The sequence below is a fragment of the Clostridium algoriphilum genome, from assembly GCF_020443705.1.
In the GTDB taxonomy this organism is placed as follows: Bacteria; Bacillota; Clostridia; order Clostridiales; family Clostridiaceae; genus Clostridium_AD; species Clostridium_AD algoriphilum.
Map to the genome: position 1 here is coordinate 36,627 of NZ_JAIZZK010000023.1, position 25,233 is coordinate 61,859.

General features: G+C 29.6%; 26 protein-coding genes and 1 tRNA gene. 11 read left to right on the top strand and 16 right to left on the bottom strand.

What is annotated here, in order from left to right; genetic code table 11:
• Positions 1-52: 52 nt before the first annotated feature.
• The 3 genes from glmU to purR all read right to left on the bottom strand — a co-directional run bounded on the left by glmU (position 53) and on the right by purR (position 2,856).
• Positions 53-1,423 carry a bifunctional UDP-N-acetylglucosamine diphosphorylase/glucosamine-1-phosphate N-acetyltransferase GlmU gene (glmU, locus tag LGK95_RS15500; protein ID WP_226125678.1) on the bottom strand — a complete coding sequence of 457 codons (1,371 nt, stop codon included), beginning with the start codon at positions 1,421-1,423 and terminating at the stop codon, positions 53-55.
• A 182-nt stretch (positions 1,424-1,605) separates the two neighbouring features.
• The gene (gene spoVG / locus LGK95_RS15505) at positions 1,606-1,938 is read right to left on the bottom strand and encodes a septation regulator SpoVG (RefSeq protein ID WP_226125679.1); all 333 of its coding nucleotides are present in this window, start codon (positions 1,936-1,938) and stop codon (positions 1,606-1,608) included.
• A gap of 96 nt (positions 1,939-2,034) precedes the next feature.
• Positions 2,035-2,856 carry a pur operon repressor gene (purR, locus tag LGK95_RS15510; protein WP_226125680.1) on the bottom strand — a complete coding sequence of 274 codons (822 nt, stop codon included), beginning with the start codon at positions 2,854-2,856 and terminating at the stop codon, positions 2,035-2,037.
• Between the two features lie 337 nt (positions 2,857-3,193).
• Here purR and murC point away from each other — a divergent pair, with 337 nt between their 5' ends.
• A complete protein-coding gene (gene murC, locus LGK95_RS15515; RefSeq protein ID WP_226125681.1) occupies positions 3,194-4,573 on the top strand; it encodes a UDP-N-acetylmuramate--L-alanine ligase in 1,380 nt (459 codons plus the stop codon).
• Between the two features lie 61 nt (positions 4,574-4,634).
• Here the strand turns inward: murC and LGK95_RS15520 are convergent, their stop codons facing one another.
• On the bottom strand, positions 4,635-5,066 hold the full coding sequence (locus LGK95_RS15520; RefSeq protein ID WP_226125682.1) for a hypothetical protein: 432 nt from the start codon (positions 5,064-5,066) through the stop codon (positions 4,635-4,637).
• The gene (locus tag LGK95_RS15525; protein WP_226125683.1) at positions 5,063-5,419 is read right to left on the bottom strand and encodes a hypothetical protein; all 357 of its coding nucleotides are present in this window, start codon (positions 5,417-5,419) and stop codon (positions 5,063-5,065) included. Before LGK95_RS15525 ends, LGK95_RS15520 begins: the two co-directional genes overlap by 4 nt.
• Positions 5,420-5,677: 258 nt before the next feature.
• On the opposite strand from LGK95_RS15525, the gene LGK95_RS15530 reads away from it, so the two are divergent.
• The 6 genes from LGK95_RS15530 (at position 5,678) to LGK95_RS15555 (ending at position 10,416) form a co-directional block, all read left to right on the top strand.
• A complete protein-coding gene (locus tag LGK95_RS15530) occupies positions 5,678-5,998 on the top strand; it encodes a hypothetical protein (protein WP_226125684.1) in 321 nt (106 codons plus the stop codon).
• A 291-nt stretch (positions 5,999-6,289) separates the two neighbouring features.
• Positions 6,290-6,365, top strand: a tRNA-Pro gene (locus LGK95_RS15535).
• Positions 6,366-6,533: 168 nt separating this feature from the next.
• Positions 6,534-7,880 carry a [Fe-Fe] hydrogenase large subunit C-terminal domain-containing protein gene (locus LGK95_RS15540; RefSeq protein ID WP_226125685.1) on the top strand — a complete coding sequence of 449 codons (1,347 nt, stop codon included), beginning with the start codon at positions 6,534-6,536 and terminating at the stop codon, positions 7,878-7,880.
• A 98-nt stretch (positions 7,881-7,978) separates the two neighbouring features.
• On the top strand, positions 7,979-8,503 hold the full coding sequence (locus tag LGK95_RS15545; RefSeq protein ID WP_226125686.1) for a phosphatase PAP2 family protein: 525 nt from the start codon (positions 7,979-7,981) through the stop codon (positions 8,501-8,503).
• Positions 8,504-8,752: 249 nt separating this feature from the next.
• Complete coding sequence (locus tag LGK95_RS15550) at positions 8,753-9,136, top strand: hypothetical protein (protein WP_226125687.1); 384 nt, start codon at positions 8,753-8,755, stop codon at positions 9,134-9,136.
• A gap of 416 nt (positions 9,137-9,552) precedes the next feature.
• Entirely contained in the window at positions 9,553-10,416 is an 864-nt protein-coding gene (locus LGK95_RS15555; RefSeq protein WP_226125688.1) for a hypothetical protein, read from the top strand.
• Between the two features lie 47 nt (positions 10,417-10,463).
• On the opposite strand, the gene LGK95_RS15560 is transcribed toward LGK95_RS15555, so the two are convergent.
• Complete coding sequence (locus LGK95_RS15560; RefSeq protein ID WP_226125689.1) at positions 10,464-12,020, bottom strand: ABC-F family ATP-binding cassette domain-containing protein; 1,557 nt, start codon at positions 12,018-12,020, stop codon at positions 10,464-10,466.
• A 380-nt stretch (positions 12,021-12,400) separates the two neighbouring features.
• Here LGK95_RS15560 and LGK95_RS15565 point away from each other — a divergent pair, with 380 nt between their 5' ends.
• On the top strand, positions 12,401-13,576 hold the full coding sequence (locus LGK95_RS15565) for a class I SAM-dependent rRNA methyltransferase (RefSeq protein WP_226125690.1): 1,176 nt from the start codon (positions 12,401-12,403) through the stop codon (positions 13,574-13,576).
• Positions 13,577-13,651: 75 nt separating this feature from the next.
• On the opposite strand, the gene LGK95_RS15570 is transcribed toward LGK95_RS15565, so the two are convergent.
• From LGK95_RS15570 to LGK95_RS15580, 3 genes are all read right to left on the bottom strand, one after another.
• Positions 13,652-14,356, bottom strand: coding sequence for a 2-phosphosulfolactate phosphatase family protein (locus LGK95_RS15570; RefSeq protein WP_226125691.1), 705 nt, complete (start codon positions 14,354-14,356; stop codon positions 13,652-13,654).
• A gap of 63 nt (positions 14,357-14,419) precedes the next feature.
• The gene (locus LGK95_RS15575) at positions 14,420-15,358 is read right to left on the bottom strand and encodes a TIGR01212 family radical SAM protein (protein ID WP_226125692.1); all 939 of its coding nucleotides are present in this window, start codon (positions 15,356-15,358) and stop codon (positions 14,420-14,422) included.
• A gap of 121 nt (positions 15,359-15,479) precedes the next feature.
• The gene (locus tag LGK95_RS15580) at positions 15,480-16,556 is read right to left on the bottom strand and encodes a hypothetical protein (RefSeq protein ID WP_226125693.1); all 1,077 of its coding nucleotides are present in this window, start codon (positions 16,554-16,556) and stop codon (positions 15,480-15,482) included.
• 223 nt (positions 16,557-16,779) lie between these two features.
• On the opposite strand from LGK95_RS15580, the gene LGK95_RS15585 reads away from it, so the two are divergent.
• On the top strand, positions 16,780-17,856 hold the full coding sequence (locus tag LGK95_RS15585; RefSeq protein WP_404814463.1) for a YkvI family membrane protein: 1,077 nt from the start codon (positions 16,780-16,782) through the stop codon (positions 17,854-17,856).
• Between the two features lie 69 nt (positions 17,857-17,925).
• Positions 17,926-18,864 (top strand): radical SAM protein, encoded by a 939-nt coding sequence (locus LGK95_RS15590; protein WP_226125695.1) that lies wholly within the window; start codon positions 17,926-17,928, stop codon positions 18,862-18,864.
• A 71-nt stretch (positions 18,865-18,935) separates the two neighbouring features.
• Here LGK95_RS15590 and LGK95_RS15595 read toward each other — a convergent pair whose 3' ends face one another.
• From LGK95_RS15595 to murI, 6 genes are all read right to left on the bottom strand, one after another.
• The gene (locus tag LGK95_RS15595) at positions 18,936-19,610 is read right to left on the bottom strand and encodes a phosphatase PAP2 family protein (RefSeq protein WP_226125696.1); all 675 of its coding nucleotides are present in this window, start codon (positions 19,608-19,610) and stop codon (positions 18,936-18,938) included.
• Between the two features lie 353 nt (positions 19,611-19,963).
• A complete protein-coding gene (locus tag LGK95_RS15600) occupies positions 19,964-20,629 on the bottom strand; it encodes a S24 family peptidase (protein ID WP_226125697.1) in 666 nt (221 codons plus the stop codon).
• An 80-nt stretch (positions 20,630-20,709) separates the two neighbouring features.
• Positions 20,710-21,087 (bottom strand): DUF3783 domain-containing protein, encoded by a 378-nt coding sequence (locus tag LGK95_RS15605; RefSeq protein WP_226125698.1) that lies wholly within the window; start codon positions 21,085-21,087, stop codon positions 20,710-20,712.
• 37 nt (positions 21,088-21,124) lie between these two features.
• The gene (locus LGK95_RS15610; RefSeq protein ID WP_226125699.1) at positions 21,125-21,640 is read right to left on the bottom strand and encodes a peptidylprolyl isomerase; all 516 of its coding nucleotides are present in this window, start codon (positions 21,638-21,640) and stop codon (positions 21,125-21,127) included.
• A gap of 154 nt (positions 21,641-21,794) precedes the next feature.
• A complete protein-coding gene (locus tag LGK95_RS15615; RefSeq protein ID WP_226125700.1) occupies positions 21,795-22,235 on the bottom strand; it encodes a hypothetical protein in 441 nt (146 codons plus the stop codon).
• Between the two features lie 218 nt (positions 22,236-22,453).
• Complete coding sequence (gene murI, locus LGK95_RS15620; RefSeq protein ID WP_226125701.1) at positions 22,454-23,227, bottom strand: glutamate racemase; 774 nt, start codon at positions 23,225-23,227, stop codon at positions 22,454-22,456.
• A 166-nt stretch (positions 23,228-23,393) separates the two neighbouring features.
• On the opposite strand from murI, the gene LGK95_RS15625 reads away from it, so the two are divergent.
• The gene (locus LGK95_RS15625) at positions 23,394-23,690 is read left to right on the top strand and encodes a hypothetical protein (RefSeq protein WP_226125702.1); all 297 of its coding nucleotides are present in this window, start codon (positions 23,394-23,396) and stop codon (positions 23,688-23,690) included.
• 113 nt (positions 23,691-23,803) lie between these two features.
• Here LGK95_RS15625 and LGK95_RS15630 read toward each other — a convergent pair whose 3' ends face one another.
• Entirely contained in the window at positions 23,804-25,168 is a 1,365-nt protein-coding gene (locus tag LGK95_RS15630) for an MATE family efflux transporter (protein WP_226125703.1), read from the bottom strand.
• Positions 25,169-25,233 lie beyond the last annotated feature (65 nt).

Below are 25,233 nucleotides of genomic sequence, written 5' to 3' on the forward strand. Positions count from 1 at the left end.
AGTTTTCCACCTCCCTTTATAATTTACTTACTAATTGCTATGATTTATTACCTTACTTGCTATGTCCTGATTTTACTACCCAATTTTCAATATTCTTCTGCCTAGCTCTAGCTATTGATAAAGCATTTTTAGGCACTTCATTTGTAATTGTAGATCCAGCAGCAGTATATGAATTATCGTTAATAGTTACAGGTGCTACTAAATTAGTATTACAACCTATAAATACGTTATTACCTATTATAGTTTTGTATTTTGATATTCCATCATAATTTACAACTACAGTTCCGCAACCGAAATTACATCCACTTCCAACCTGTGCATCACCAATATAAGTAAGATGTGATACCTTTGTATTATCCCCAATAGTTGATTTTTTAATTTCAACAAAATCCCCTATTCTAGCCTGTTTACCAATGCTACTTTCTGGTCGAATGTACGCAAATGGTCCTACCGTAGTTTTTTCACCTATTTGACTCTCAATTACTACAGAACTTTGAATTTCAATTCCGTTATCTAAAACACTATCAGCAATTCTATTATTGGGATAAAGAACACAGTCTTCTTTAATAATAGTCTTGCCTTGAAGTACATTCCCTGGATATATAATAGTGTCTTTTCCTATCATAACCTCGCAGTCAATATATGTATTACTCGGATCCATTATTGTAACTCCATTTTCCATGTGCTTTCTGTTTATCCTTTTTCTCATAATTGCCTGCGCATCTGCAAGCTCTACTTTAGAATTAACAGCAGTAATTTCTTCAATTGATGCATTAAAAGCTCCAACCTTCGAACCTTGATTCTTTAATATACCAATAACATCTGTTAAATAGTATTCCTTTTGAGCATTGTTATTATTTAATTTATTTAAACTATTAAGTAATTCTTCTATATCAAAGCAATACATTCCTGAATTAACTTCTTTAACTAATATTTCACCTTCCGTGCAGTCTTTAAATTCAACTATCTTTTTAACCTCACCATTTTCATCCCGAATTATTCTACCATATTTTGCAGGATCATTCATCTTTGAAGTTAATATCGTAGCTTTAAAATTACCTTTTTCATGATAATTCAATAGCTCTCTAACAGTAGACTCAGTAATTAGTGGACCATCTCCAACAAATATTGCTACTGTGCCTTTGTTATTACCTAGAAATTCCTTAGCACACATTACTGCGTGTCCTGTTCCTAACTGCTCTTCTTGAACAGAATAGTTTATTTTTCTATCTTCTGTTCCTATTTTAACCTGTGCAGCTCCTCTTCCAATTACCACATCTACCATTTCAATATCTGCATTTCTCATAACGTCAATAACGTGATTTATCATTTCTTTACCGCAGACCTTATGCATAACCTTAGGAGTCTTAGAATTCATTCTTTTTCCTTCACCTGCCGCTAATATTATAGCGCATTTATACAAATTAAACACCTCTTTATACAATAATTCGACACATATACGTATTATATTTTATATTAATTTGTTCTAAAATACTTTTCATAATATATTATATTATATTTTATATAACATTTAATTGCAACCAGCCTTCGGCATTTTTCGTTATTTTTTTCAAAAAAATAAAAGGGGGTTCCCCCCCACCTTATTTATACTTCTGCTTTTTCTACTGCCTCTTCTACCGGTTTTACTGCGACCTTTTCTACCACTCTTACTACTGGTTCTTCATTTTTTACTTTTTGATACTCATCTAAAATAGCTGTTTGAATCTTCTCTCTTGTTTGAGTATTTATTGGGTGTGCTATGTCCTTGAATTCTCCATCTGGAGTTTTTCTACTTGGCATAGCAATAAAAAGTCCACTTTGTCCTTCTATAACTTTAATATCATGAACAACAAATTCATTGTCAAAAGTTATTGATACAATCGCTTTCATTTTACCTTCTGTAGCAATTTTTCTAATTCTAACGTCTGTTATTTCCATACACTCCACCTCCAAGTTGCGTTATGTTATTACTATTTCTCTATAACTTGGCATTTTCCTTCTTAAATTGTAAATAAATATTAAATATTTTGAATATTACACTTTTTCGAAGGTTTTTGATGGAGTTAGTTCTGATTTGCCTTCCTCATTTATTCCCTTAAATAAAATAATTGATATATATTCTTCTATTAATTTATGCCTAGTTTCAACATTGTCAATGAGAACTCCTATACCTAAAAGTTCACTTTCAAATTCTTTAAGTAAATTAATTATGCCTGTTGCAGTTCCCCCAGCTTTCATAAAATCATCTATAAATATACATTTGCTTCCTTTTTTTATAGATCTTCTTGAAAGAGACATAGTTTGAATTCTGTTACTAGAACCCGATACATAATTTATGCTGACAGTACTTCCTTCAGTAACTTTAGGGTCTCGCCTTACAATAACTAGTTGAACCCCAAGCATCTTCGCTACTTCATAAGCTAGTGGTATTCCTTTGGTCTCAACTGTTACAACGTAGTCTATATCTAACTCATTAAAAGCAGATGCAAGGATTACTCCTGCTTTGTGCACTATCTCTGGATTGTACATAATATCAGTCATATATATGAAATTTCCTGGTATTACCCTATCCTCCTGTATTAAAATTTTGCACAACTCTTCTGCAAACACCCTCGTTTCCTGCTCTGAAACTCCACAAATATATTTCACTCCACCAGCTGCACCTGCGACTGTTTCCACTTTTCCCATAGATAACTCACTCAAAGTTTCGCGAACAATAACAATATCTTCACTAATTGTAGATTTAGCTGCATTAAATATCTCTGTAAACATTTTCAAATTAATTGTTTTATTGGGATTTTCCGTTAATATTTTAGTAATACCTGTAACTCTTTGATTTCTACTATATTTATTCATCACTAATCACCCATATTTTTATTTTACGAATTTTAACTAGTAAAATTCATAATATCATTCGTATTTTAATTGTAAATCTTTTTTATCTTTATTACAATGTTTATATAACTAATTTAAAAAGATATAATTAATTTTAGTTGAAGTTCTTATTAGAGTTTTTTACCCTTATAATAGGATAAGTAGAACATTAAAAAGCTATTGCTTTATAATGTGTATAGTTTTCTTCATAAATATGTATATAATTAATAAGTACATATCTATATTTATTTGTTATAATCAATATTAATGCAATTCGCATATAATAAATAATCATAATTACTTTTAAGGAGTTGATATAATGTCATTTGATTTTATAAAAGATAAAAACAAAAAAGTTCATTTCATAGGAATCGGCGGTATAAGCATGAGTGGTCTTGCTCAAATTCTTATAAAAAGTGGATACACGATTTCTGGATCCGACATGAAATCATCACATATAACGAATAAACTTAAAGAAAAAGGTGCCTGTATCTATATAGGCCATAATGGAGATAACATAAAGGATGTTGATTTAGTTGTATACACCGCTGCTATTTCTCCTGATAATCCTGAAATCATTAAAGCTAAGGAGCTTACTATACCTTTAATGGATCGAGCTGAGTTTTTAGGTAACGTTATGAAAGGTCATAAATATAATGTTGCTGTAGCCGGCACTCACGGTAAAACTACTGCAACCTCAATGATTGCCCATATTATTCTAAATGAAGATGTAGATCCTACCATACTAGTAGGTGGAGAATTAGATGCTATTGGCGGCAACGTTTTAGCTGGCCATAGCGACTATTTTATTACAGAAGCTTGTGAATATAAAGCATCATTTTTAAAGTTTTTCCCGTATATTGGAACAATAACAAATATTGATGCAGACCATCTTGATTACTATAGAGACATAAATCATATTAAAGATACCTTTATAAAATTTATTAATCTTATACCTAAAGAAGGCTATTTAGTAGCAAATGTAGAAGATGAAAATGTTAAAACTATTCTTCATAATCATGATTATAAATGTACTATACTAACTTATGGTCTAAATGAAGGAACGCTTAGGGCAAAGAATATTGCCTACAATAAATTAGGTTGTGCCACATTTGACGTGTATAGGGATGATCACATGTTATTTGGAGTAAATCTTAATGTTCCAGGTCAGCATAATGTTCTAAACGCTCTTGCGAGTATAGGCACTTCGCTAATCCTTAATTTTGCTGAAAGCTCAATTACTTCCGGCCTTTCTAGCTTTACAGGTACTCATAGACGATTTGAGCTAAAAGGCACCAAAAACGGAGTAACTGTTATTGATGATTATGCTCATCACCCTACAGAAATTAAAGCAACTTTAAATGCGGCTAAAAATTATCCTCACAATAAAATTTTCTGTGTTTTTCAACCGCACACTTATTCAAGAACCTTAAGCTTATTTGAAGATTTCTCAAATTCCTTTTATAATATGGATAATTTAATCTTAGCAGATATTTATGCTGCCAGAGAAAAAGATACTGGAGAAATAAGTTCAAATATGCTCGGAGATAGAATAAGAGAGAAAAATGTAAATTGTATAAATCTTCATAGCTTTGATAAAATTGTTGACTATCTTAAAGATAATTTAAAAGAAGGAGATATGCTTCTTACAATGGGTGCAGGAGATGTAGTTAAAGTTGGAGAGATGTACTTAAAATAGTTTTTTATTGTTAAATATTCAATTCAAACATGATCATGGACTATATTAGTTCATGATTTTTTTATTTCCTGTTATATCTAATAAAAAACTGACCCACTTCCTCCCTATTCTCTTGTTCAATGTTCTCGAGCAATATATTGTAAGTTTCGTTACTTAATGTTAACGTTATATATCGCTTCGTCAATTGGACCTTATTTATATCGTTAAATATAATAATCTTACCCTTTGATGAAAAATTACTATTAAGCTCAAACCTATCCTTTTCAAATACTAAATAATTTAGACTTTCAAGTCTCCTAAGTTTTATAATAAAAGATATAGAAAATATAATAGATATAACTGTTACCATTAAGAAAATTATAGCTATCCCAGTTCTTCCTCGAATAAATGATCCTAATACTCCAATTAATAACGCAAAACTCATTAATATACTAAATGCCCCTTGCTTCATTGCAATTTTTTTTGTTGTCTTACTAAATTTAATTTCTTTCAACTGTTTTCCTCCTCATATATTTTCATGTCCACAAAAAATTCTTTATTCCTTATTTCAATAAATGTTTTACTATAATCCATTTCAAAATTTGCCATAGTAGAATGGCTTCCACTATCACTTAAAAAGTGTATGGTGCATATATTGTTATCTTCTATATTACATATTCTAATCAATATGCTTTTAACAGATGTAAACTGCATTCTAGAATTTATTTGCCTGTTCAGATTATTAAGATATAAATTTATACATCTATCTTCTGTCGGAATTAGCAAATCAAAGTTATATTCATTCTTTTTTACTTCCTTTATTACAAAATCGCTCCTTATTTTAAAATTACATTTTTCATATACCATATCTCACCTCAAATAATGAATTTAATATCATTGTATTTATAATACTAAAAAAGTCTTCTATTTTACAAGGAGATTTTAATATTATGCTGTTATTTATGAATTCTACCTCATATGAAATTTGATTTTTGATTAAAAACTGAAATAGGAATGTAATTTATTATATTTTTATAATATAATTTTAATTAATAAAATTATATTGCGTAAAACATCAATTTTGGGTAACACTAAGTATGAAAAAATATTTTGGAGGTATATAAAATGAAAAATTTTCTAGTCTCGGCTATAGTGGATATAATAATAATCTTTGCTTCTTATTTTTTATTTAAAAGTATTATAAGTGGACCGACTCGACATAGAATATATGAAAAATTTATGAGTTCATTTGCAAAGTTTGTAATAATTATTTTTGTAGCTAGTGCACTAATCACTTCTCTTACCGCTCTAATCCTATACAAAACACAATATATAGTATATATTAACATATTAGCTCCTGCCCTAGTATCTATACTTGTAGGGTTCGTTATGTCTACAGTACCTACTAGAGGTACTGGTGACAAAGAAAGAGATGCTACCAAATAAAAACATAACAGTCTTTCATATAATATTATTTTAATATGATGTGAAAGACTGTTATGTTTTTATAATGTACTCTATAAACTCTATAATTCAAATGATTAATAATAACAATATCTATTATATTAAATAAATACTTCTTGTCCTATTGACAATTACGCATTTATTTAATATAATAGATATTGTCTTCAATAAGTGGAGTTTTTATTATATAAATTCTACGCATCTTATTTTAGAAAAAACATTTGTAATTAAGTTGACATTTGTGAATTTATTTAGTATAATAAATCTTGTCTTCGGGGTGTAGCGCAGCTGGGAGCGCGCGTGGTTTGGGACCATGAGGTCGCAGGTTCAATCCCTGTCACCCCGACCAAAAAAAGAGTTGTCTTAGGACAACTCTTTTTTTTATATTTTTTGTACCTTATAATGTATAAAACTAATCATTTTAGACAAAATTAATAATGGTTTGCCATTTTATTGTTTTTTGTAAATATTATGCTAAAATCATTACATAGCTAATAATAATTTAGGAGTGATTATTTTGAATGAAATGTATAATGAAATCTTTAAAACCCTACTCAAATCTTATTATGAAGATAATTTTGAAAATAAGGTACAAGAATTACTATCTAAAGATAATGTTAATAAAAATGAGTTGAGCGCTATAATCTCCTCTCTTTGTGGAGTGGACGTAAACTTTTCTAGTAATTACATAAATGACTTAAATAAGGCTATCCTTTCCTATGAAACAAACTATAAGATTGTAAACAAGATCAAACATTGTAATATGGATTGTTCAGATAACAATGGTAAAACTTTATGTCAAGTTTCATGCCCTTTTGATGCCATTCTAATAGATAATAAAAATAATACTACTTATATTGATAATGACAAATGTACAGACTGTGGATTTTGTGTAGAAGCGTGTCCAAATGGTTCATTAATGGATAAGGTAGAGTTTATACCCCTTGCAAATTTATTAAAAGGAAACTCGAAAGTAATAGCAACTGTTGCACCTGCAATTACTGGTCAATTCGGAGAAAATGTTAGTGTGGATAAACTTAGAACTGCTTTTAAAAAGATTGGATTTACAGATATGATTGAAGTAGCATTTTTTGCAGATATGCTTACAATAAAAGAAGCAGTGGAATTCGATGAACATGTTAAAACAAAAGATGATTTAATGCTTACCTCCTGCTGTTGTCCTATGTGGGTAGGAATGGTAAAAAGAGTATATAACAATCTAGTTAAATATGTGTCCCCCTCTATCTCCCCTATGATTGCCTCTGGAAGAGTTTTAAAGGCATTGAATCCTGACTGCAAAGTAGTATTTGTAGGTCCATGCATAGCAAAAAAAGGTGAGGCTAAAGAAAAAGATCTTTTAGGTGATATTGATTATGTTCTTACCTTCGCAGAGCTTAAGGATATTTTTGATACATTAGATATTGATCCAGAAACACTTGAAGAAGATACTTCTACTAACTATGCATCTAGAGGTGGTAGGCTTTATGCACGAACAGGTGGAGTGTCTATAGCTATTGGTGAAGTAATAGAAAATTTATTTCCTGAAAAATATCATTTATTAAATGCTGTCCAAGGAAATGGTGTGAAAGAATGCAAATTATTGCTTACTAAAGCACAAAGCGGTGATGTTAATGCAAACTTTATTGAAGGTATGGGTTGTGTTGGTGGTTGCGTTGGCGGACCTAAATCATTAATAGACGCAGCTTCCGGAAAACGTATGGTAGACAAATTTGCTGAAAACTCAGAAATAAAAACATCTATTGATAGTGACTGTATGGATGAAATTCTCAGTAGGATTGGTATTAATTCCGCAAGCGATTTTAAAGATAAAAACAAAACCAAAATCTTTGGCAGAGAGTTTTAGATAATATTCTACAATATAAATATAAGTTATATTAGTTAAATTATGATACAATATTCAGTAATTAATATAATTAATTTTTGTGCCTAAGGGAGGTTTTTATGAAATCATTATTGGAATATATAAGTCATAGAGATATTAATATACTAAAGATTATAAATAATTCTTGGAAGTGCAAGTTTTTAGATATTATAATGCCATCTATGACTTACTTAGGCTCTTTTACCTTTATGTTTATATTCTGTACTGTTGCCTTTTTATTTAATAATACGACGCTTCATACCTTGGCTATAAAAGCCATGATTTCTATAACAATTAGCACTGGCATCGGTAAAATTCTCAAAGTAACTGTTACTAGATTAAGGCCTTTTATAAAAATTCCAAACTTAAATATAAAAAAAATAGGTATTGATAAATACTCCTTTCCCTCAGGTCATACTACTGGTGCGTTTTCATTAGCAGTTATAATAGCTTTATACTTTCCTATGTTTGGACTTATAACTATACCCTTAGCTATATGTGTAGGAATCTCTAGAATATATATAGGTGTTCATTATCCTACAGATGTTATTATGGGTATTTTTATTGGAAGTACTTGTTCTTTACTTACTTATAGGTTCTTTTAAGGGATGAAAGTAATAGGTGTACATGAACTCATGTTTAAACATGAGTTCTTTTTTGTGAATATTTTAATAGCTGTAGAATACTATATAATAATATGTAATATTATATAGTTATAACCTCGTGGTTTAAATTTTATTATTACATCATTGTTCTAAAGAAGTAATTTACAAGGAGAGATACTATTGCTTATTTTTCTATTTTCAATTCTTTTAATATGTTTTGGTGTATACTATTATATCATGAATCAAAAATTGTCAACCCAAAAAACTCAACTGAAGATAATTTCAAGGCAAAATAGGGAATTTAAATTAAAAATTGAGACTTCACGTAATGCTCAGGGTCCTATTATAATAAAATTCAAGCCACCACTTTTTAAAACAGGAACTACAAAAGAAAGTTGTAGCCTATATCTAGGTCCAATGGATAATTCGCCTATTTTATCTGCAATAGTTAAAAATACAACCGTTGAAATCCAAGATTCCGCTGAGGTTTTTAATATTTCATGGTATGAGATATCTCTAAAATCTCAAACTAACATTAATAACAAAGGATGGATAAAAAAAGCTAGCATAACTACAATAGATGATACTGTTAATAATCAAGAAGATACTGTTTATGAAAAGACTGATACTTAAAAAAACAAAAGGCATATATTCGTAAAATATATGCCTTTTAAAATTAATCTTTTTTATGTGTCTTTTTAGTATGTTTAATTCCAGAATTATTTTCTTTCTTTTCCTTCTCTTGTTGACTTGCACAAGAATTATCTTTTTTTTCACCCATAATATCTATACCTCCTATCATAAAATTTAATACTATTAATTTTATTATTTTGTCCAGTATACAAATTATAATGCTATGCTATTAAATAATTTTAGTCGTCCAATCATCATCACATTTTTCACATTATACATTTATAACAATTCTAAAAATACAGATTTTCAATCACCCTATTTCTATCATTAATTAAGTTTTTTATTTTTTCAAATGCTAATTATGTTATAATTTATAAATCAAACTAACAATCTTGTTAGAACTAAAGGAGTTTAATATGAGAATAATATCTGAAAACAACCTATGTATAAATAGACCATATATAAATTTAAAAAAACTACCAATAAAAAGTTCATTGAGAGTTGGTGAAATTACTGGAGCTGGTTTTAAAAGTACTTATATAATAAATCAACATACACAAAACTTATCTACTAATGAGAATTACATTTTACAATTTAGTAAAGGAATTCAGAAAATAACACTTGATACAGAACTATTGAACGAACTCTTATTAGTTGAAGTCAATTATTCATCTAAAAATAATAATAAATCTTCTAAATTCAAGGTTTACCTTGTTTTAGATAATATAAAATATTCCTTACCATTTAGTCCATTTCAAGATATCTATGATAACTGTATGAATATCTTAGCTAGAGAACTTTATGGAAAAGAAGAATTAACTTACATAAAAGAAAGTTTTAACAATTTAGAAAATGATGAAATCTCAGTAGATATAAAGTTGAATTTAGAAAGATTACAAGAATTTAAAGATAAGGTAAACTACAAAAGAAATATTTATTACTTTGTTATAAATAACATTGCTTCAACTACCTCAAAGTATGATATTAACGCTAAACCTAAAGAGATACTAATAAGTAATACTTTAAAAGTTCTAAGATATAACTGTTATACAAGGCTTTATGTCATACTAGAACCTATTAATAAAACAACTAAAATAAAATTAAACGAAACTGATATTATTTGTGACTTAGGTGAAATTAATTTCCCTACTGTTAGCATATGCACTGATTATGGACTTGGAAAATTATTAGATGTTAAAAATAATGTTATTCCAAATACTAATACATTATCATTATTTGCTAATATACTAGACCTAGGATTAGACATTTTAAAAAAGTGATATATATAAAAAGAGCTAGAAATTATTCTAGCTCTTTTTAAGGTGAATTATACGATTTTAGTTGTCCACTCTTCACAATCCCATACATCCGTTACTACATCTTGATAGAATTCAGGCTCATGACAAACTATAAGTATACTTCCTGTATATTCTTTTAGAGCCCTCTTTAATTCATCTTTAGCATCTACATCTAAGTGATTGGTAGGCTCGTCTAATATTAATATATTAGTTTCTCTATTTAGAAGTTTCGCAAGTCTTACCTTTGCTTGCTCACCACCACTAAGCACAGTAACTTTACTTTCAATATGTTTTGTAGTAAGTCCACATTTAGCCAGTGCAGATCTTACCTGTCCCTGAGTGAAGCTCGGGAACTCTTGCCAAAATTCTTCAATACAATTATTGCGGTTAACTCCCTTTATTTCTTGTTCATAGTATCCTATATACTGATAATCTCCTAAGTTTGTATGACCTGAAAGGGCTTTTATGTCACCCATAAGACTCTTTAATAATGTTGTTTTCCCAACACCATTAGCACCAGTTAAAGCAATCTTTTGTCCTCTTTCCATATATAAATCTAATGGCTTAGATAATGGACTATCATAACCAGTAACTAATTCCTTAGTTTTAAATATTATTTTACCTGAAGCTCTTGCGGATTTAAAATCAAACTGTGGTTTCGGTTTATCTTTTGTAACTTCCATTCTATCAATTTTATCTAATTTCTTTTGTCTTGATTTTGCCATTCCACTTGTAGAAGCTCTTGCTTTATTTTTAGCAACAAAAACCTCTAGTCTTGTAATTTCCTTTTGTTGCCTTTCAAAATCAGATTCCATTTGCTTTCTTTTAGCCTCATGGACCCTCAAAAATTCTTCATATGAACCTATATATCTAGTTAATTTTTTGTTTTCTACATGATATATTATATTAATTGCACCTTTTAGAAATTCAATATCATGGGATATTAGAATAAATGCATTTTCATAATTTTGAAGATATCTCTTAAGCCATTCTACATGGGTCTCATCCAAAAAGTTAGTAGGTTCATCCAGTAGCAAAACATCTGGGGCTTCTAATAAAAGTTTTGCAAGAAGAATCTTTGTTCTTTGTCCTCCACTTAAATCTGAAACATCATTTTCAAGACCAACATCTTTAAGCCCGATTCCTGCAGCCACTTCATCTATCTTAGAATCAATAGCATAAAACCCATTATTATCGAGTTGATCTTGGATTGTTCCCATTCTATCCAATAATTTTTCTAGTTCCTCTGGGGTTGCCTCCCCCATTTTCTCTGTTACTTTAAGCATTTCCGCCTCTAAGTCAAAAAGATATTTAAAAGCACCCCTTAAAACTTCCCTAATAGTTTTACCTTTTTCCAAAACAGTGTGTTGATCCATATATCCTACTCTGACGCTACTTGACCATACAACTTCACCTTCATCTGGCATAAGCTTTCCGGTAATAATGTTCATAAATGTTGATTTACCCTCTCCGTTAGCCCCTATAAGTGCTATGTGTTCCCCTTTGAGTAATCTAAACGATACATCATCAAATATTACTCTATCACCAAATCCATGGCTCATATTTTTAACTACTAATCTACTCATTTGTTTCTCTCCTTACTTTAGTATGATTTTATTTATTTATAATTTACATTTTGTAATTATTCCCAGTCATATACTTATTTGTTTTAATGATTAGCTACGATAATTGTGAATTATTCATTAAAATATATCCAAATTTCATATAAATATCCTTAAATCAAGTATATATATAAAAATGGCACATAGATAAGTGTAATTTATAATCCTCCGTATGTCAAAACATATTTATATATTTTATATTACAAATTAATTCTGTGTGGTATACTACTATAGATTAATCTCTTAACAATTATAATTAATATCGCTCTAACTATAAAAACATATGAGACATAACATGTTTTTAAATTGTAATGTCTCCCTAAAGAACACAGGAGGAATTTAAAATGACTTGTAAATTTTACTTATATAAAGGTCGCGGCCGAAACTCAGAAAACGGGCATCTTTGGATATATACTAATGAAATAGAAAAGTTTGACGGTGAATACGAGAATGGTGACATAATTGAAGTATATAATTTTAGAAATGAATTCATAGGCAAAGGTTTTATAAATGACGTTTCTAAAATTGCCATAAGAATAATGACAAGAGACATTAACGAACAAATAGATGAAGAATTTTTCAGGAAAAGACTTCATGCTGCTTGGGAGTATAGAAAAACTGTTATAGATACCTCTAGCTGTAGATTTTTGTTTGGAGAAGCAGATTTTGTACCCGGTATGATAATAGACAAATATGAAGACTATTATGCTATTCAATCCTTAGCACTCGGCATAGATAGATACAAAGATATAATTGTTAAGCTTTTAATGGAAGAATACAATGCAAAAGGTGTATATGAGCGGAGTGACGCTAGAGTTCGTGAGCTTGAAGGAATGGAGCAAACAAAAGGATTTTTAACAGAGCCATTTGATACTACTATACAAATTGTTGAAAATGGAGTTAAATACTATGTTGACATTGAAAACGGTCAGAAAACCGGTTTTTTCTTAGATCAAAAGGAAAATAGAGCAGCGATCCACCGATTATGCAAGGGTGCTGATGTTTTAGATTGTTTTACTCACACTGGTTCCTTTGCACTTAATGCAGGCATAGCTGGTGCGAAAAGTGTACTTGGAGTAGATATTTCTGAGTATGCAGTAGAATGCTCCAGAAAAAACGCAGAACTTAATGGGCTCTCAGATACCGTTAAATTTGAATGCCACAATGCTTTTGATATATTAAGATCATGGTCAAGGGAAAAAAGACAATATGATGTAGTAATACTAGACCCACCAGCCTTTACAAAGTCTCGTTCCACTATAGATGGTGCTACAAGAGGATATAAAGAAATTAACCTACGTGGTATTAAATTAGTAAAACCAGGCGGATATTTTGTCACTTGCTCTTGCTCTCACTTTATGAAAGAAGACATGTTTAGAGATACAATAGCTGATGCTGCATTAGATGCGAAAAGAACACTTAGACAAGTAGAATTTAGAACTCAAGCAGCCGACCATCCAATACTATGGAATTCTGATGAATCATATTACTTGAAATTCTATATATTCCAAGTAGTTTAAATGAACAAAGATTATATTTGTCATTGCATAATTTAAAAAGATTCCGGTGCTATTTTATATAACACCGGAATCTTTTTAAATTATAATCCCATCCAAGTACTCTGGAACTATATCTATAATATCTTTTCTACAGCAGTATTCTAAATCCGCTGTAAGTCCTAACTTAGTAATAGTCCTATAATGATTTGCATACTTTATAAAACTATGAATATCTTCATTATTTTTATATATGTAATGAGAGGTTGTTGCTATATCTGACATCTCTATTTTCTGTAAATTTAATATACAATCTATTATATATCCACTACATAAAAAATCATCTATAGAAAACTCACCATTGGTTCCTGCATTAACTATTACTACATCTTTATTTAATCCTACTAATCTGTTCGCAATCGCCTTAGCATTTATCATTGCACCTATTAGTATACTGCTTGCGCATGTGCAACCTTTTATAGCTTTCGTCCCATTAGTAGTGGTCATAACAAGTGTTTTACCATTTATTGTTTCCCTAGTATATTCAAGCGGAGAATTTGAGTAGTGAAATCCTTCTATTTTCAATGCATTTCTCTCTCCTCCTAGCATGAAATCTTCTTTACTATTTCTCACAATAGAAGATGCATCATTAACTGTTAAAACTGGAATTACACCTTTGCATCCATTATTCATGGCAGTAACTATCACACTAGTTGCCCTAAGCATATCTATAACTACAACTGTTTTGTTTTCTATTTTTTCTTTTTTTATATCATCTGCTGAAATTATTATATCTATTTTCATATGTCATTTCCTCCTAAATAGGTTCCCAAATTGGGCTATTTACTTACCTTGAAAAGAACTCAATCACAGTACTTCACTTTCATTAAAATTTTTTCCTTGGTATAGATCTAATTGCTTCAATGTATTATCTATAGCATTTAAAACTTCCCATTTTTTTAAACTCCACATAGGACCTATTAGTAATTCCCTTGGTGCGTCCCCTGTTAGTCTATGAATAACCATATCAGGTGGAAGCATAGCTATTGAAGTACAAATAATATCTATGTACTCATTTTTCTGCAAGAATTTAAGTTTTTCCTGTTTGTAGAGCTCAACCATAGGCGTATTTTCTATAAGATGTAGCAAATGCATCTTTATTCCTTTTATATCTTTATGCGCAACATAATCTATTGTTCTAAGCATGTCCTCCTTGCTTTCTCCAGGAAGACCAAAAATAGTATGTACAACAACATCAATGTTTCTTTTGTTAAGTTCTTTAAGAGCTTCTTCAAATTTTGATAATTTATATCCTCTATTAATAGTTTTTGCAATTTCATCATTAGAGGTTTGCAGCCCTAATTCGACCCATGTGTACACTCTATTAGAATATTCCTCTATAAGGTCTAATATATCTTTGTCTAAGCAATCAGGCCTGGTCGCTATAGCCAGAGCTACTACACCATCTTGTGAGACTGCTTCCTCATATTTTTCTCTTAATGTATCTATAGTTGCATATGTATTTGTGTAAGCTTGAAAATAAGCAATGTATTTTCCTGATTTCCATTTTTTACTCATCATAAGCTTTATATCTTCAAATTGCTTAGCAATTGAGAAGCTTCTATTTCCAGCAAAATCTCCGGAACCCCTCTCGCTACAAAACATACATCCTCCACTGCTAACAGTTCCATCTCTATTAGGACAAGAAAATCCTGCGTCTAAAGCAATTTTAAAGACCTTATCTCCAAACTTATTTCTTAAGAAATAATTCAAACTGTGATATCTTTTGTCAATCCATGTTTTCAACGCTAATCTCTTCCTTTCTTTAATCATCTCTCTAATAAAATAACTAGTCATTAGACTAGTTATTTATTTTGTAATTGTATATATGTTAATTATACCTTATAGTTTATATAGAGTGTGTTAATTATAATTTATCTACTGTAAATTTCTTTAAATCTAATTTCCATTTACCGATAATATCTGTATCTGTTCCCTTAGCATTCGATCTAGGAATCACTTCATAAGTCATACTATCCTCACCGAAAGAAGAAAATATTATTTGTACTTTGTCTATAGGGTAATCTTTTTCAAAATCAACAGGAATCATCTGTCCATTATCTACTTGATAAACCCTAATATATTTACCCGATTTTTCTTTATCATATTGAACGACCAGAAATTTTTCATCTTGAGAAAATGTCATAAACTCAACTTTGCAATTCAGTAGCATGTCTATTGGAATTAATTCCTTTCCAATTGGTTTTTCCTTAGCTATCTCTTCTGACCCTCCACTATCTGTTGACTGACCAGTTGAATCCCCAGTATTTCCTTGAACGGCTAGCGATTCATCAATATAGACAACACCTATAAATGAGTTTTTTTCATAAGTACTAACAGCAAGTTTATCTCCCTCGTAGCTAAAATTTATAGGGCCGAATTTCTTTAGGGGGACTGGTATTTTATATAGGCGAGCTACATCTTCTTTTGCATATGCATATTTAGGGAGTCCCGATTCATCAATAATTAAATTAGTTTTTACATTTGTTTTGTCTCTAAATCTAATGCCTATACTATTTACAAAGGCCTCCTTTTGAGGTGCACTAATAACCTCACTTACCTTATATTCAGCTCCATCCTTTACAATTTTTATAGAATACTCATCTAGGCAAGAAAGCGACGTAGCCATTGAGGTTCTTGTAATTCTTACCTTAAATATACCACTTCTTCCAACTTCATTACTTTCTGTTATTTTATAACCTTTTATCTTTATATCACTGGTAGGCATATCTGCAACCTTTTTAAGCAACTCTTTAGTATATAGTTTTTTACCATTTTCATAATCTGCCTTCATTATATAACCCATATAATTGTCAACTACATTACTTGCAGTTTTAATTTCAAACGCATTAACTTTAGCATGATCTTCTTCATCCTTACTTGAGCAACTCGTTAAAGACAACACACAAAACAATATTAACAAACAATTTAAAATCTTTTTCAATACTTTCACTCCTTTTATAAAAATTTATAAAACTTTTACTTTAATAAAACTTATATTTAATTAAATATGATAATTATAGTTTCCCACAAAATAAATTTTTAATTTATAAAATTACTATTTATTATTAAAATCATTATTTATTACTAACTAACACACATATATTTACAAAGACAAGCATCTTATACAAGTATGACTGTTAATTTAATAATTTTATGGAGGAGATATTTTGAAAAAAGGTATTGGTTTAATATTTCAGGTTACAGCTGTATTTATTGGTACCATAGTTGGTGCAGGACTTGCTTCTGGTCAGGAGATAACACAATTTTTTAGTTCTTACGGATTTGTGAGCTTCTGGGGAATTCTTATATGTTGTTTAATCTATATTGTAATAAGTTCAATTATAGTTTCAATTAGTTTAAAACATAAATTAAGCTCCTATTCTGAGCTTATAACTCTTGTAAGCCCAGGCTTTTTCGGTGTAATTACAGATATTTTTACAAGTTTTTTCTTAGTTAGTGGCGCCGCAGTAATCTTAGCTGGCAGTGGTGCACTTCTTCATCAATATTTTGGTATTTCAAAATGGGTAGGCATTTTACTTATGTCTATCATCTCTTTATACACGGTACTTAAGGATACCAAAGGATTGATAACTATAAATTCCTTTATCGTACCGTCTCTTATCACAATCATTATAACTATATTCATTTTATATTTAGTATTTTTCAAAGATATGGTAAGCGCATCTTATATAAGGCAAATCCCATCTTATAAAGATAATATAATTCCTGCGCAATGGTTTATTTCTGCTTTACTCTATGCAGGTTTTAATATGCTATGTTGTAGTGGCGTTCTAGTTCCATTAAGTAAGGAAATTAAATTTAAACGAATTCTTATTCCTGGGGTTATTATAGGCGCCTTATGTCTAACTTTATTATGCTACTTAATAAACATAATGCTTTTACTCAACATACCTCAAATTTTCAAATATGAAATTCCACTTCTCTATATAACACACCGTTTTGGAATGCTTATGCAAATTCTTCTGCTTTGTGTGATTTGGTGCGAAATGTTTTCAACTGAGGTTTCTAATATCTATAGTGTAGGAAAGACCCTTGAGAAAAAGTTTAATATTTCTTATAAAAAAGCCGTGTTAGTAATACTTATTATAGCCATTCCGATTTCTCAAATTGGATTTAAAACTCTAATTAAAATTCTTTATCCTGGTTTTGGTGCAATAAGTTTTATATTCCTAATTCAATGCATAATATTTTATAGAAAAACTACTAAAAATCATAATTGACATAATATATACTGGCCTGTACAATTTTATGTATACCAATCATAAAATTTACAAGACAAGGAGATAAAGATGGTCACTAATGATACATTTAATTTAAAAAATCCATGTTTTTTAGAATCTCTAAAAAAATGCAATTTATGTCCTAGGAAATGTTCCATTAATAGATTAGATGGAGAATTAGGATTCTGTAATGCATCTATGGATGTAAAAATAGCTAAAGTGAGCCTATATTACTGGGAAGAACCCTGCATTTCAGGCACATCAGGTTCTGGTTCAGTATTTTTCTCATATTGTAATTTAAGTTGTGTATTCTGTCAAAATTATAAAATAAGTCATGAAGGTTTTGGAAAAATTGTTTCTATAAATCGACTTAGCGAAATATTTATAGAGCACCAGATGCGAGGTGCCCTCAATATAAACTTAGTAACGCCCACTCATTATGTTCCACAAATTATAGAGGCATTAAGGCTTGCTAAACACGCTGGGCTTAATATTCCTGTTCTCTATAACTCAAATGGATATGAAAGTATAGACACCATTAGATCACTCCGTGGATTTATAGATGTTTATTTACCAGACTTAAAATACTACAATGATAAATATGCTATTAAATATTCAAATGCTCCAAATTATTTTAATAACGCTTGCAAAGTTATAACTGAGATGGTTTTGCAAGTAGGAGAAACAAAATTTGATAATGATGGGATAATCCAAAGTGGGGTAATAATTAGACACCTAATGCTACCTGGATTATTGTTTGACTCTAAAAAAGTTATAGATTTTATATTTACTACCTTTAAAGATAATGTGTATATTAGCTTAATGAATCAATATACCCCCATGAATAACTCCGCAACATATCCTGAAATAAACAAGTCATTAAACCCTAATCATTACAATGCCTTAATTAACTACTGTTTAAATCTAGGTATCACTAATTGTTTTATTCAAGAAAGTGGCACTTCCTCTAAAACGTTTGTACCTAACTTTGATCTAAGCGGAATATAAGGATAAAGATTATAACCGCTTACCTATAAAAGGCCCCATGATTTATTAAATCATGGGGCCTTTTATACTAATTAATTATCATTTATAGAAGTATGCTTTTTTGCCCTTGGAATATCGTTAAACTTTAACTTATAAAACGAAAAATATAGTATATAAGCAAATAATATACCTGCAATAACGTCTGCGAAATAATGTTGCTTTATAAACATAGTAGATAAAATTATTGAAGCAGACATAATAATACAAATTGCTTTAATCCATTTACTAACATTTTCACTTTCATAAGTATACATAGCTATTAAGACAGAATTTAAAACATGGATACTTGGAAAACAGTTATAAGGATTATCAGCCGCATACAAATTTGAAATCAAATTGCTAAAGAAATCAGTTTGTGTTATCAATGGTCTTGGAACATACGTTGGATAAAAGTAAAATATTATATAGCATGTAATCATGCCAATATTTAAGGTTATAAGCAGCTTTAAAAACCTTTCTCTATCTACAACACATAAAATTGAAGAAAAAACTGCTATAAATATGTACCAAGATACATAAGGTAATATAAAAAATCTATTAAAAGGTATGAGCTTATCCACAACGGAAAATACAGAATTAGTAATTCCTCTATCTTGATTAAGTATTGGATAGGTTAGACTTATTAAAGGTATACTTAGTCCAAGTAGCCCTCTTTTAATAACATCCTTCCATTCATACATCACGACTTTTTTTTGTAATTGTTCCATTTATCTTCTCCCAACCAACTTAATAAAAGCTATATCTTATATTTTTTTAACTCCTCTTTAAAGGAGATTGTTATCTTTTTAAATTCGTATATACTGTCTATTAGCTTCTTTATTTCATTTGTATAACAAACTAATGTTACTTATTTAATACCCATTATCTATTATAAACTATCAATAGCGTTTTGTTAATAACATTTATTATTAATTTACACATTAAAATATAATATCCTTATGTCCTCAATGTATATTTTTACCTAATATGTTATGTTCGTTTTTAAAAAACATGTCTTAAATTAAATAAAAGCACATCCCTTACTATAGCAAGGATGTGCTTTTCTGTGTAAGGTACGATATCATAATTTGAACTCTACTCTATCTAATTTTGCGATTACTTTAATTTCATTATGTTGAACAGAATCCGTTCTTAATGAAATTCTATTGCTAATTAGCAATACTTTGTTGCTATCCAATGTTTTTATTTGTCTTAGTACTCTTTCTCCATTATAATCTACAAGTGAAATAGCATTATTCTCTATCTCATGTGTCAAATGAGCAAATGCAATATCTCCACTACAAATTCTAAATCCAAGCATATCATCATTCTCTATTTCTAGAAACAATACTTTATCCTGAGCATATCCTTCTACCTTGTTTGATATTATTGGCAATTGTTTTACACCTATTGCTTTAACTAAATCATATTTATAAATAGAAACATCTTTTAGAACTGAACTAAACGCATCATTCCAAACTTCTTTTACCTTTCCCTCGCTTGGTCTTTCGAGTTTTGGTGTTCTCTCATCTGCAGCCCCGTTATCTTGAAAGGACACAGAAGAATCTTCTATTTCTTCACCTAGAATTTTAGATATTTTTTCTATGAATTTTTCATTAATAACCTTCTTACCCATTTCAATATCATTAATAAACCCTTCAGAAACCCCAATTTTTCTACCTAATTGCTTTTGACTTACTTCTTTGGATTGTCTTACTTGTTTAATTTTATCTCCTAATCTACTCATAATTCTCCGCCTTTCCAATTAAATAATTATCTCTAAAATATAAATCTTCTGCTAAATTGCAGAAGATTTATATTTAGTGATTATTTCATTTTTCTATACGCTTCTCTTTCCCCAATTAAATGCTGCATTAGATAACTAATCGTCCATTTTATAGATGTTGGAGTTACTGCAGCCAGGATTGTATCGGCGCTCTTAATTTGTTTTAAACTATCAATTAGATCATAAAGCCTCTTATCACTATACCCATTAAATAAAAGTAGTTTTTCATGGGGTAATTCAATATTACTTTCTTTTCCTTCTATGTTACTTAATATTTCTTTTATCGTAAAATCACCCATATTATTTTTAATTACTTTGCAAGGTAATATATTTTGAATCGATAATAAACTATTAAGTTCTTTTTCTTCAATGTTTGTTAATCCATATGCAAGGATAAGTTTTTCATTAATAATATTCACTTTATATTCCCCCCTACAATTTAATATTTATATGATTTTATACCTTTTCTGGTTCACTGTATTTAACTCCTTGAGTATCAACAGTCATGGTTTTTATTTTTTGATCCTTATTTGGCTTATCTCTAAAATCTTTTTCTACCTTAACTATTTCCATAGCATTTTCCATTCCCTCAGTTATTTTTCCAAAAGGTGCATAACTTCCATCTAAATGATGAGAATTAGCTACCATTATAAAAAACTGACTTCCTGCTGAATCTGGATCATTAGATCTAGCCATTGATAAAACACCAACTGAGTGCTTTAAATCATTCTTAAATTTGTTTGAAGAAAATTCACCCTTTATTGAATATCCTGGTCCGCCAACTCCTGTACCCTCAGGGCATCCACCTTGAATCATAAAACCTGGAATTACTCTGTGAAAAATAAGTCCGTCGTAAAAGCCCTTATTTATTAAGCTAATAAAATTGTTAACTGTGTTAGGTGCAACTTCTGGGTATAATTCGGCCTTCATGATTTTCCCATTCTCCATATTAATTGTTACTATTGGATTCATATGTTAATCTCTCCTTTTTGTTATATATTCATTATAAATTATATCACATATAATATTATTTGCTATTTTTTATAAATAAACCTTATATTTAAACATCTACAAAAATAGCTAGCATAAGTCCTAGCTATTTTTCAGATGCATTTCATAATAAAAACTAAATAACTTGTTGACCAACACTCATTTGTAAAATCATTTTTTCTTGAGGTTCCTCAAGTCTTATATGAATGTTTCCTCCCGGAAGTATTATTAAAAAATATTCCTCTAGCATGTCTACCTCGCGATCTTTATCAATATTAACTATATCTATTTCTAAGTTATCACAATTTTCTGATCTAACATATTCATATCCAATATTTAGACTCCCAAAGGTAGTTATATCTTTTAACTGTTTTCCCTCACTAGCTATAATTAAATGTGCAATATTTTCATTTTCTACAGATTTACATACTAGATGATTTATAACACATAAACAATTACTTTGCACTGGATTATTAATAACTATACAATTGATTTTTTTTGCTTCCTCAATTTTAATGTTAAATATATTATGCCCTACGTAATGTTCATTGTTTTTCTTTAATTGAAATACTTTCATTTCATCACCTTATTTCTCTTGTTTCTTTGTATAATACATTTTATTCGCTCTTCCCTTATATTGCTATGAATAATTGCTATCTAATTGCATATTTTTATAAATTGATTTGACTAATATCTGTCACCATTAAAGAAAAAAAAACAGTTTAAAACCATTTAACTGGTTTCAGACTGTTTGCATGTATATATAATTTATTTATATATAGCTTTAAAATCGGTTTATAGTTTTAATAGCTTGTAACTTAAATCTAATAACTTTTTATCAATAGAGGAATTATGTATAGTTACAATGCCACTTGTTCTTTTTTCATTTAGAAGGTTATTGCAAGCAAGTTGCCTTTTTAGTTGATTTACTGTACCTACACTTCCATCAATTATAGTAGTTTTTTCTCCAACAATTTTAATTAATTCATTTCTTATAAAAGGATAATGAGTACACCCAAGTACTATAGATGCTACATCTAAATGCATAAAGTCTTTAAGCTTTCCTCTTAAGTATTCTTCAACTTGATGTCCCTCTATAATTCCATCTTCTATAAGTTCAACAAGCCCTGCGCAGGGAAGAGATATTATATTCACTTCTTTATTATACTTTTCCATCAAATTGCTAAACTTCTTTTCAGCTAAAGTCATAGGGGTAGCCATAATAATAATACTTTTGCCCCTACTAATTTCAACAGCAGGCTTTAGTGCTGGCTCTATTCCGATTATAGGAATACCTGTATAATACTTTCTAAGTGCATCTATAGCTGCACTAGTAGCGGTATTGCAAGCAATTACTACTACCTTTACTCCCTTGCTTAATAAAAAATCAACTGCATTAAAAGTTAATCTTTTAACTTCACTTACATCTTTAGTCCCATATGGGGCATTCAATGAGTCTCCGAAATATACGAAATCCTCGCTCGGAAGTACTATTAAAGATTCCTTTAACACACTTATTCCACCCACTCCTGAGTCAAAAAATCCTATTGGTTTTTCTTTATTATTCATGTCTTCACCACCATATTAAAATTAACAATCCTACCAATAATTTATAAGAAAAATATATATATCATCACATTACCATTTTCTTAGTCACAAATATACATTATATTAAATAATATACTATTAAGTCTATTCATTTAATTTAAATTATAACATAAAAGGAGGGAATGTTATGCCTTCAGCGCATAATTTAAATAAAATTAAGGATTCAATAAGCAATGGTCTTGAAGTTATATCAAGCAAGTCTGAAGATTTTATTGAAATATCTAGACTCAAATATAAAATTCATCTTGAAGAAAATAGTATGGAAGATCTTTACAAAGATATAGGAAAGGATTTATTTAAAAGTTTCAAAACTAACAATCACATTGACCATTCTTTGTTAGATTATTGTAATACCCTAAATAAAATTGAAAACCGTATAAAAAACCTAGAAAAAGAACTTGATAAAATTAATAATAAGAAATAAAATCTTCTAACTTTTTAATACTATATAATATAAAAAGGCATCCATAAAACAAACATTTTTTAATATGTCTTCTCTATGGGTGCCTTTATTTAATCCTCATTATTTATAGCTTTTTATATAATAATATCCTTATCATCGCTATGTAATTTATTTAAATGTTTTATCTCTACATATATAAATACAGCTGTTATAATTGATGCTAATGCATCAGACGTGGGACCCGACATCCACACACCATTTAAGCCAAAGAACCTCGGCAAAATAAACAGTAATGGTAAAAGAAGTATTACTTGTCTGCTTAATCCTAAAAATATAGATATTTTAGCTTTTCCTATAGCTTGAAAATAGTTTGAACTAACTATTTGAAATCCTACTATAGGAATCATAAACAGGTATATTCTTATTCCATGACTACCTATTGCTATTAGTTCAGGGTCTTGATTGAATAAACTTATAATTTGCCTTGGAAATAGCTGTATGAATATAAACCCAGTTGTAGTAATCGCTGTAGCCCCTAATATAGCTAGTTTTAAAGTGTGCTTTACACGTTTATATTGTTTTGCCCCATAATTATATCCTATAATCGGTTGGCAACCTTGGTTTATTCCAAAAGTAGGCATTAGTACCATCATCACAACACCCATAATAACCCCCATGGCACCCAGAGCGAGGTCTCCACCATACTTAACTAAGCTTCTATTAGAAACAATAGTTACTATACTTGCTGCTAGTTGCATAGAGAATGGAGACATACCTATTGCCAAAATACTTTTTACAACCTTAGAATTTAATTTTAAATTTTTATAATGTATTTTTAATACACTACTACCCCCAAAGAAGTAGTATAATACCCATAAAGTATTGATGAGCTGAGAAATAACAGTTGCTAAAGCCGCTCCTCTAGTTCCCATGTGAAAAACGAAGATAAAAATTGGATCTAGAATTGTATTTAAAATTCCTCCAATAAGCATTGTAAACATAGCAACTCGTGGGTTACCTTCAGATCGTATAGTATTATTAAGTCCAAATCCTACACTTTGAAATATAGATCCTATAAGTATTATTGTTATGTACTCCTTGGCATATGGCAATGTATCTTTACTTGCTCCAATTTTTAGTAACATGGGATCTAAAAATATAAGTCCAAATACAGTAACTATAAGTGAAACTATAATAAGGAGAGTAAGGGCATTCCCTAAAATATGTTCTGCCTCCTCTTTCCTTTGTTGCCCAAGTTTTATAGATATAAGTGCTGCGCTTCCAATTCCTATTAACATTGCAAAAGCCATAACAATAATGGCAATAGGAAATGTAACTGCAACTCCTGATAAAGCAAGTTTACCTACTCCGCGTCCTATAAATATTCTATCTACAACGTTATATAAACCGTTAACTAGCATACCAACAATGGCTGGAACAGAAAATTTTATAAGTAGTTTAACTATACTTTCTTCGCCTAATTGTTTTGACCTGTCCAAATAATCGCCTCCTTTATATATGTGCATATATCATTTCTACATATAAGCCAAAAAAACCTTTAATA

Coding starts and splice junctions, on each gene's coding strand:
- purR (WP_226125680.1), bottom strand. CDS start 2,856: ATGAATAAATATAGTAGAAATCAAAGAGTTACAGGTATTACTAAAATA.
- LGK95_RS15595 (WP_226125696.1), bottom strand. CDS start 19,610: ATGGAACAATTACAAAAAAAAGTCGTGATGTATGAATGGAAGGATGTT.
- LGK95_RS15570 (WP_226125691.1), bottom strand. CDS start 14,356: ATGAAAATAGATATAATAATTTCAGCAGATGATATAAAAAAAGAAAAA.
- LGK95_RS15610 (WP_226125699.1), bottom strand. CDS start 21,640: ATGAATCCAATAGTAACAATTAATATGGAGAATGGGAAAATCATGAAG.
- LGK95_RS15615 (WP_226125700.1), bottom strand. CDS start 22,235: ATGAAAGTATTTCAATTAAAGAAAAACAATGAACATTACGTAGGGCAT.
- LGK95_RS15590 (WP_226125695.1), top strand. CDS start 17,926: ATGGTCACTAATGATACATTTAATTTAAAAAATCCATGTTTTTTAGAA.
- LGK95_RS15565 (WP_226125690.1), top strand. CDS start 12,401: ATGACTTGTAAATTTTACTTATATAAAGGTCGCGGCCGAAACTCAGAA.
- LGK95_RS15555 (WP_226125688.1), top strand. CDS start 9,553: ATGAGAATAATATCTGAAAACAACCTATGTATAAATAGACCATATATA.
- LGK95_RS15625 (WP_226125702.1), top strand. CDS start 23,394: ATGCCTTCAGCGCATAATTTAAATAAAATTAAGGATTCAATAAGCAAT.
- LGK95_RS15600 (WP_226125697.1), bottom strand. CDS start 20,629: ATGAGTAGATTAGGAGATAAAATTAAACAAGTAAGACAATCCAAAGAA.
- murC (WP_226125681.1), top strand. CDS start 3,194: ATGTCATTTGATTTTATAAAAGATAAAAACAAAAAAGTTCATTTCATA.
- spoVG (WP_226125679.1), bottom strand. CDS start 1,938: ATGGAAATAACAGACGTTAGAATTAGAAAAATTGCTACAGAAGGTAAA.
- LGK95_RS15560 (WP_226125689.1), bottom strand. CDS start 12,020: ATGAGTAGATTAGTAGTTAAAAATATGAGCCATGGATTTGGTGATAGA.
- LGK95_RS15545 (WP_226125686.1), top strand. CDS start 7,979: ATGAAATCATTATTGGAATATATAAGTCATAGAGATATTAATATACTA.
- murI (WP_226125701.1), bottom strand. CDS start 23,227: ATGAATAATAAAGAAAAACCAATAGGATTTTTTGACTCAGGAGTGGGT.
- LGK95_RS15525 (WP_226125683.1), bottom strand. CDS start 5,419: ATGGTATATGAAAAATGTAATTTTAAAATAAGGAGCGATTTTGTAATA.
- LGK95_RS15530 (WP_226125684.1), top strand. CDS start 5,678: ATGAAAAATTTTCTAGTCTCGGCTATAGTGGATATAATAATAATCTTT.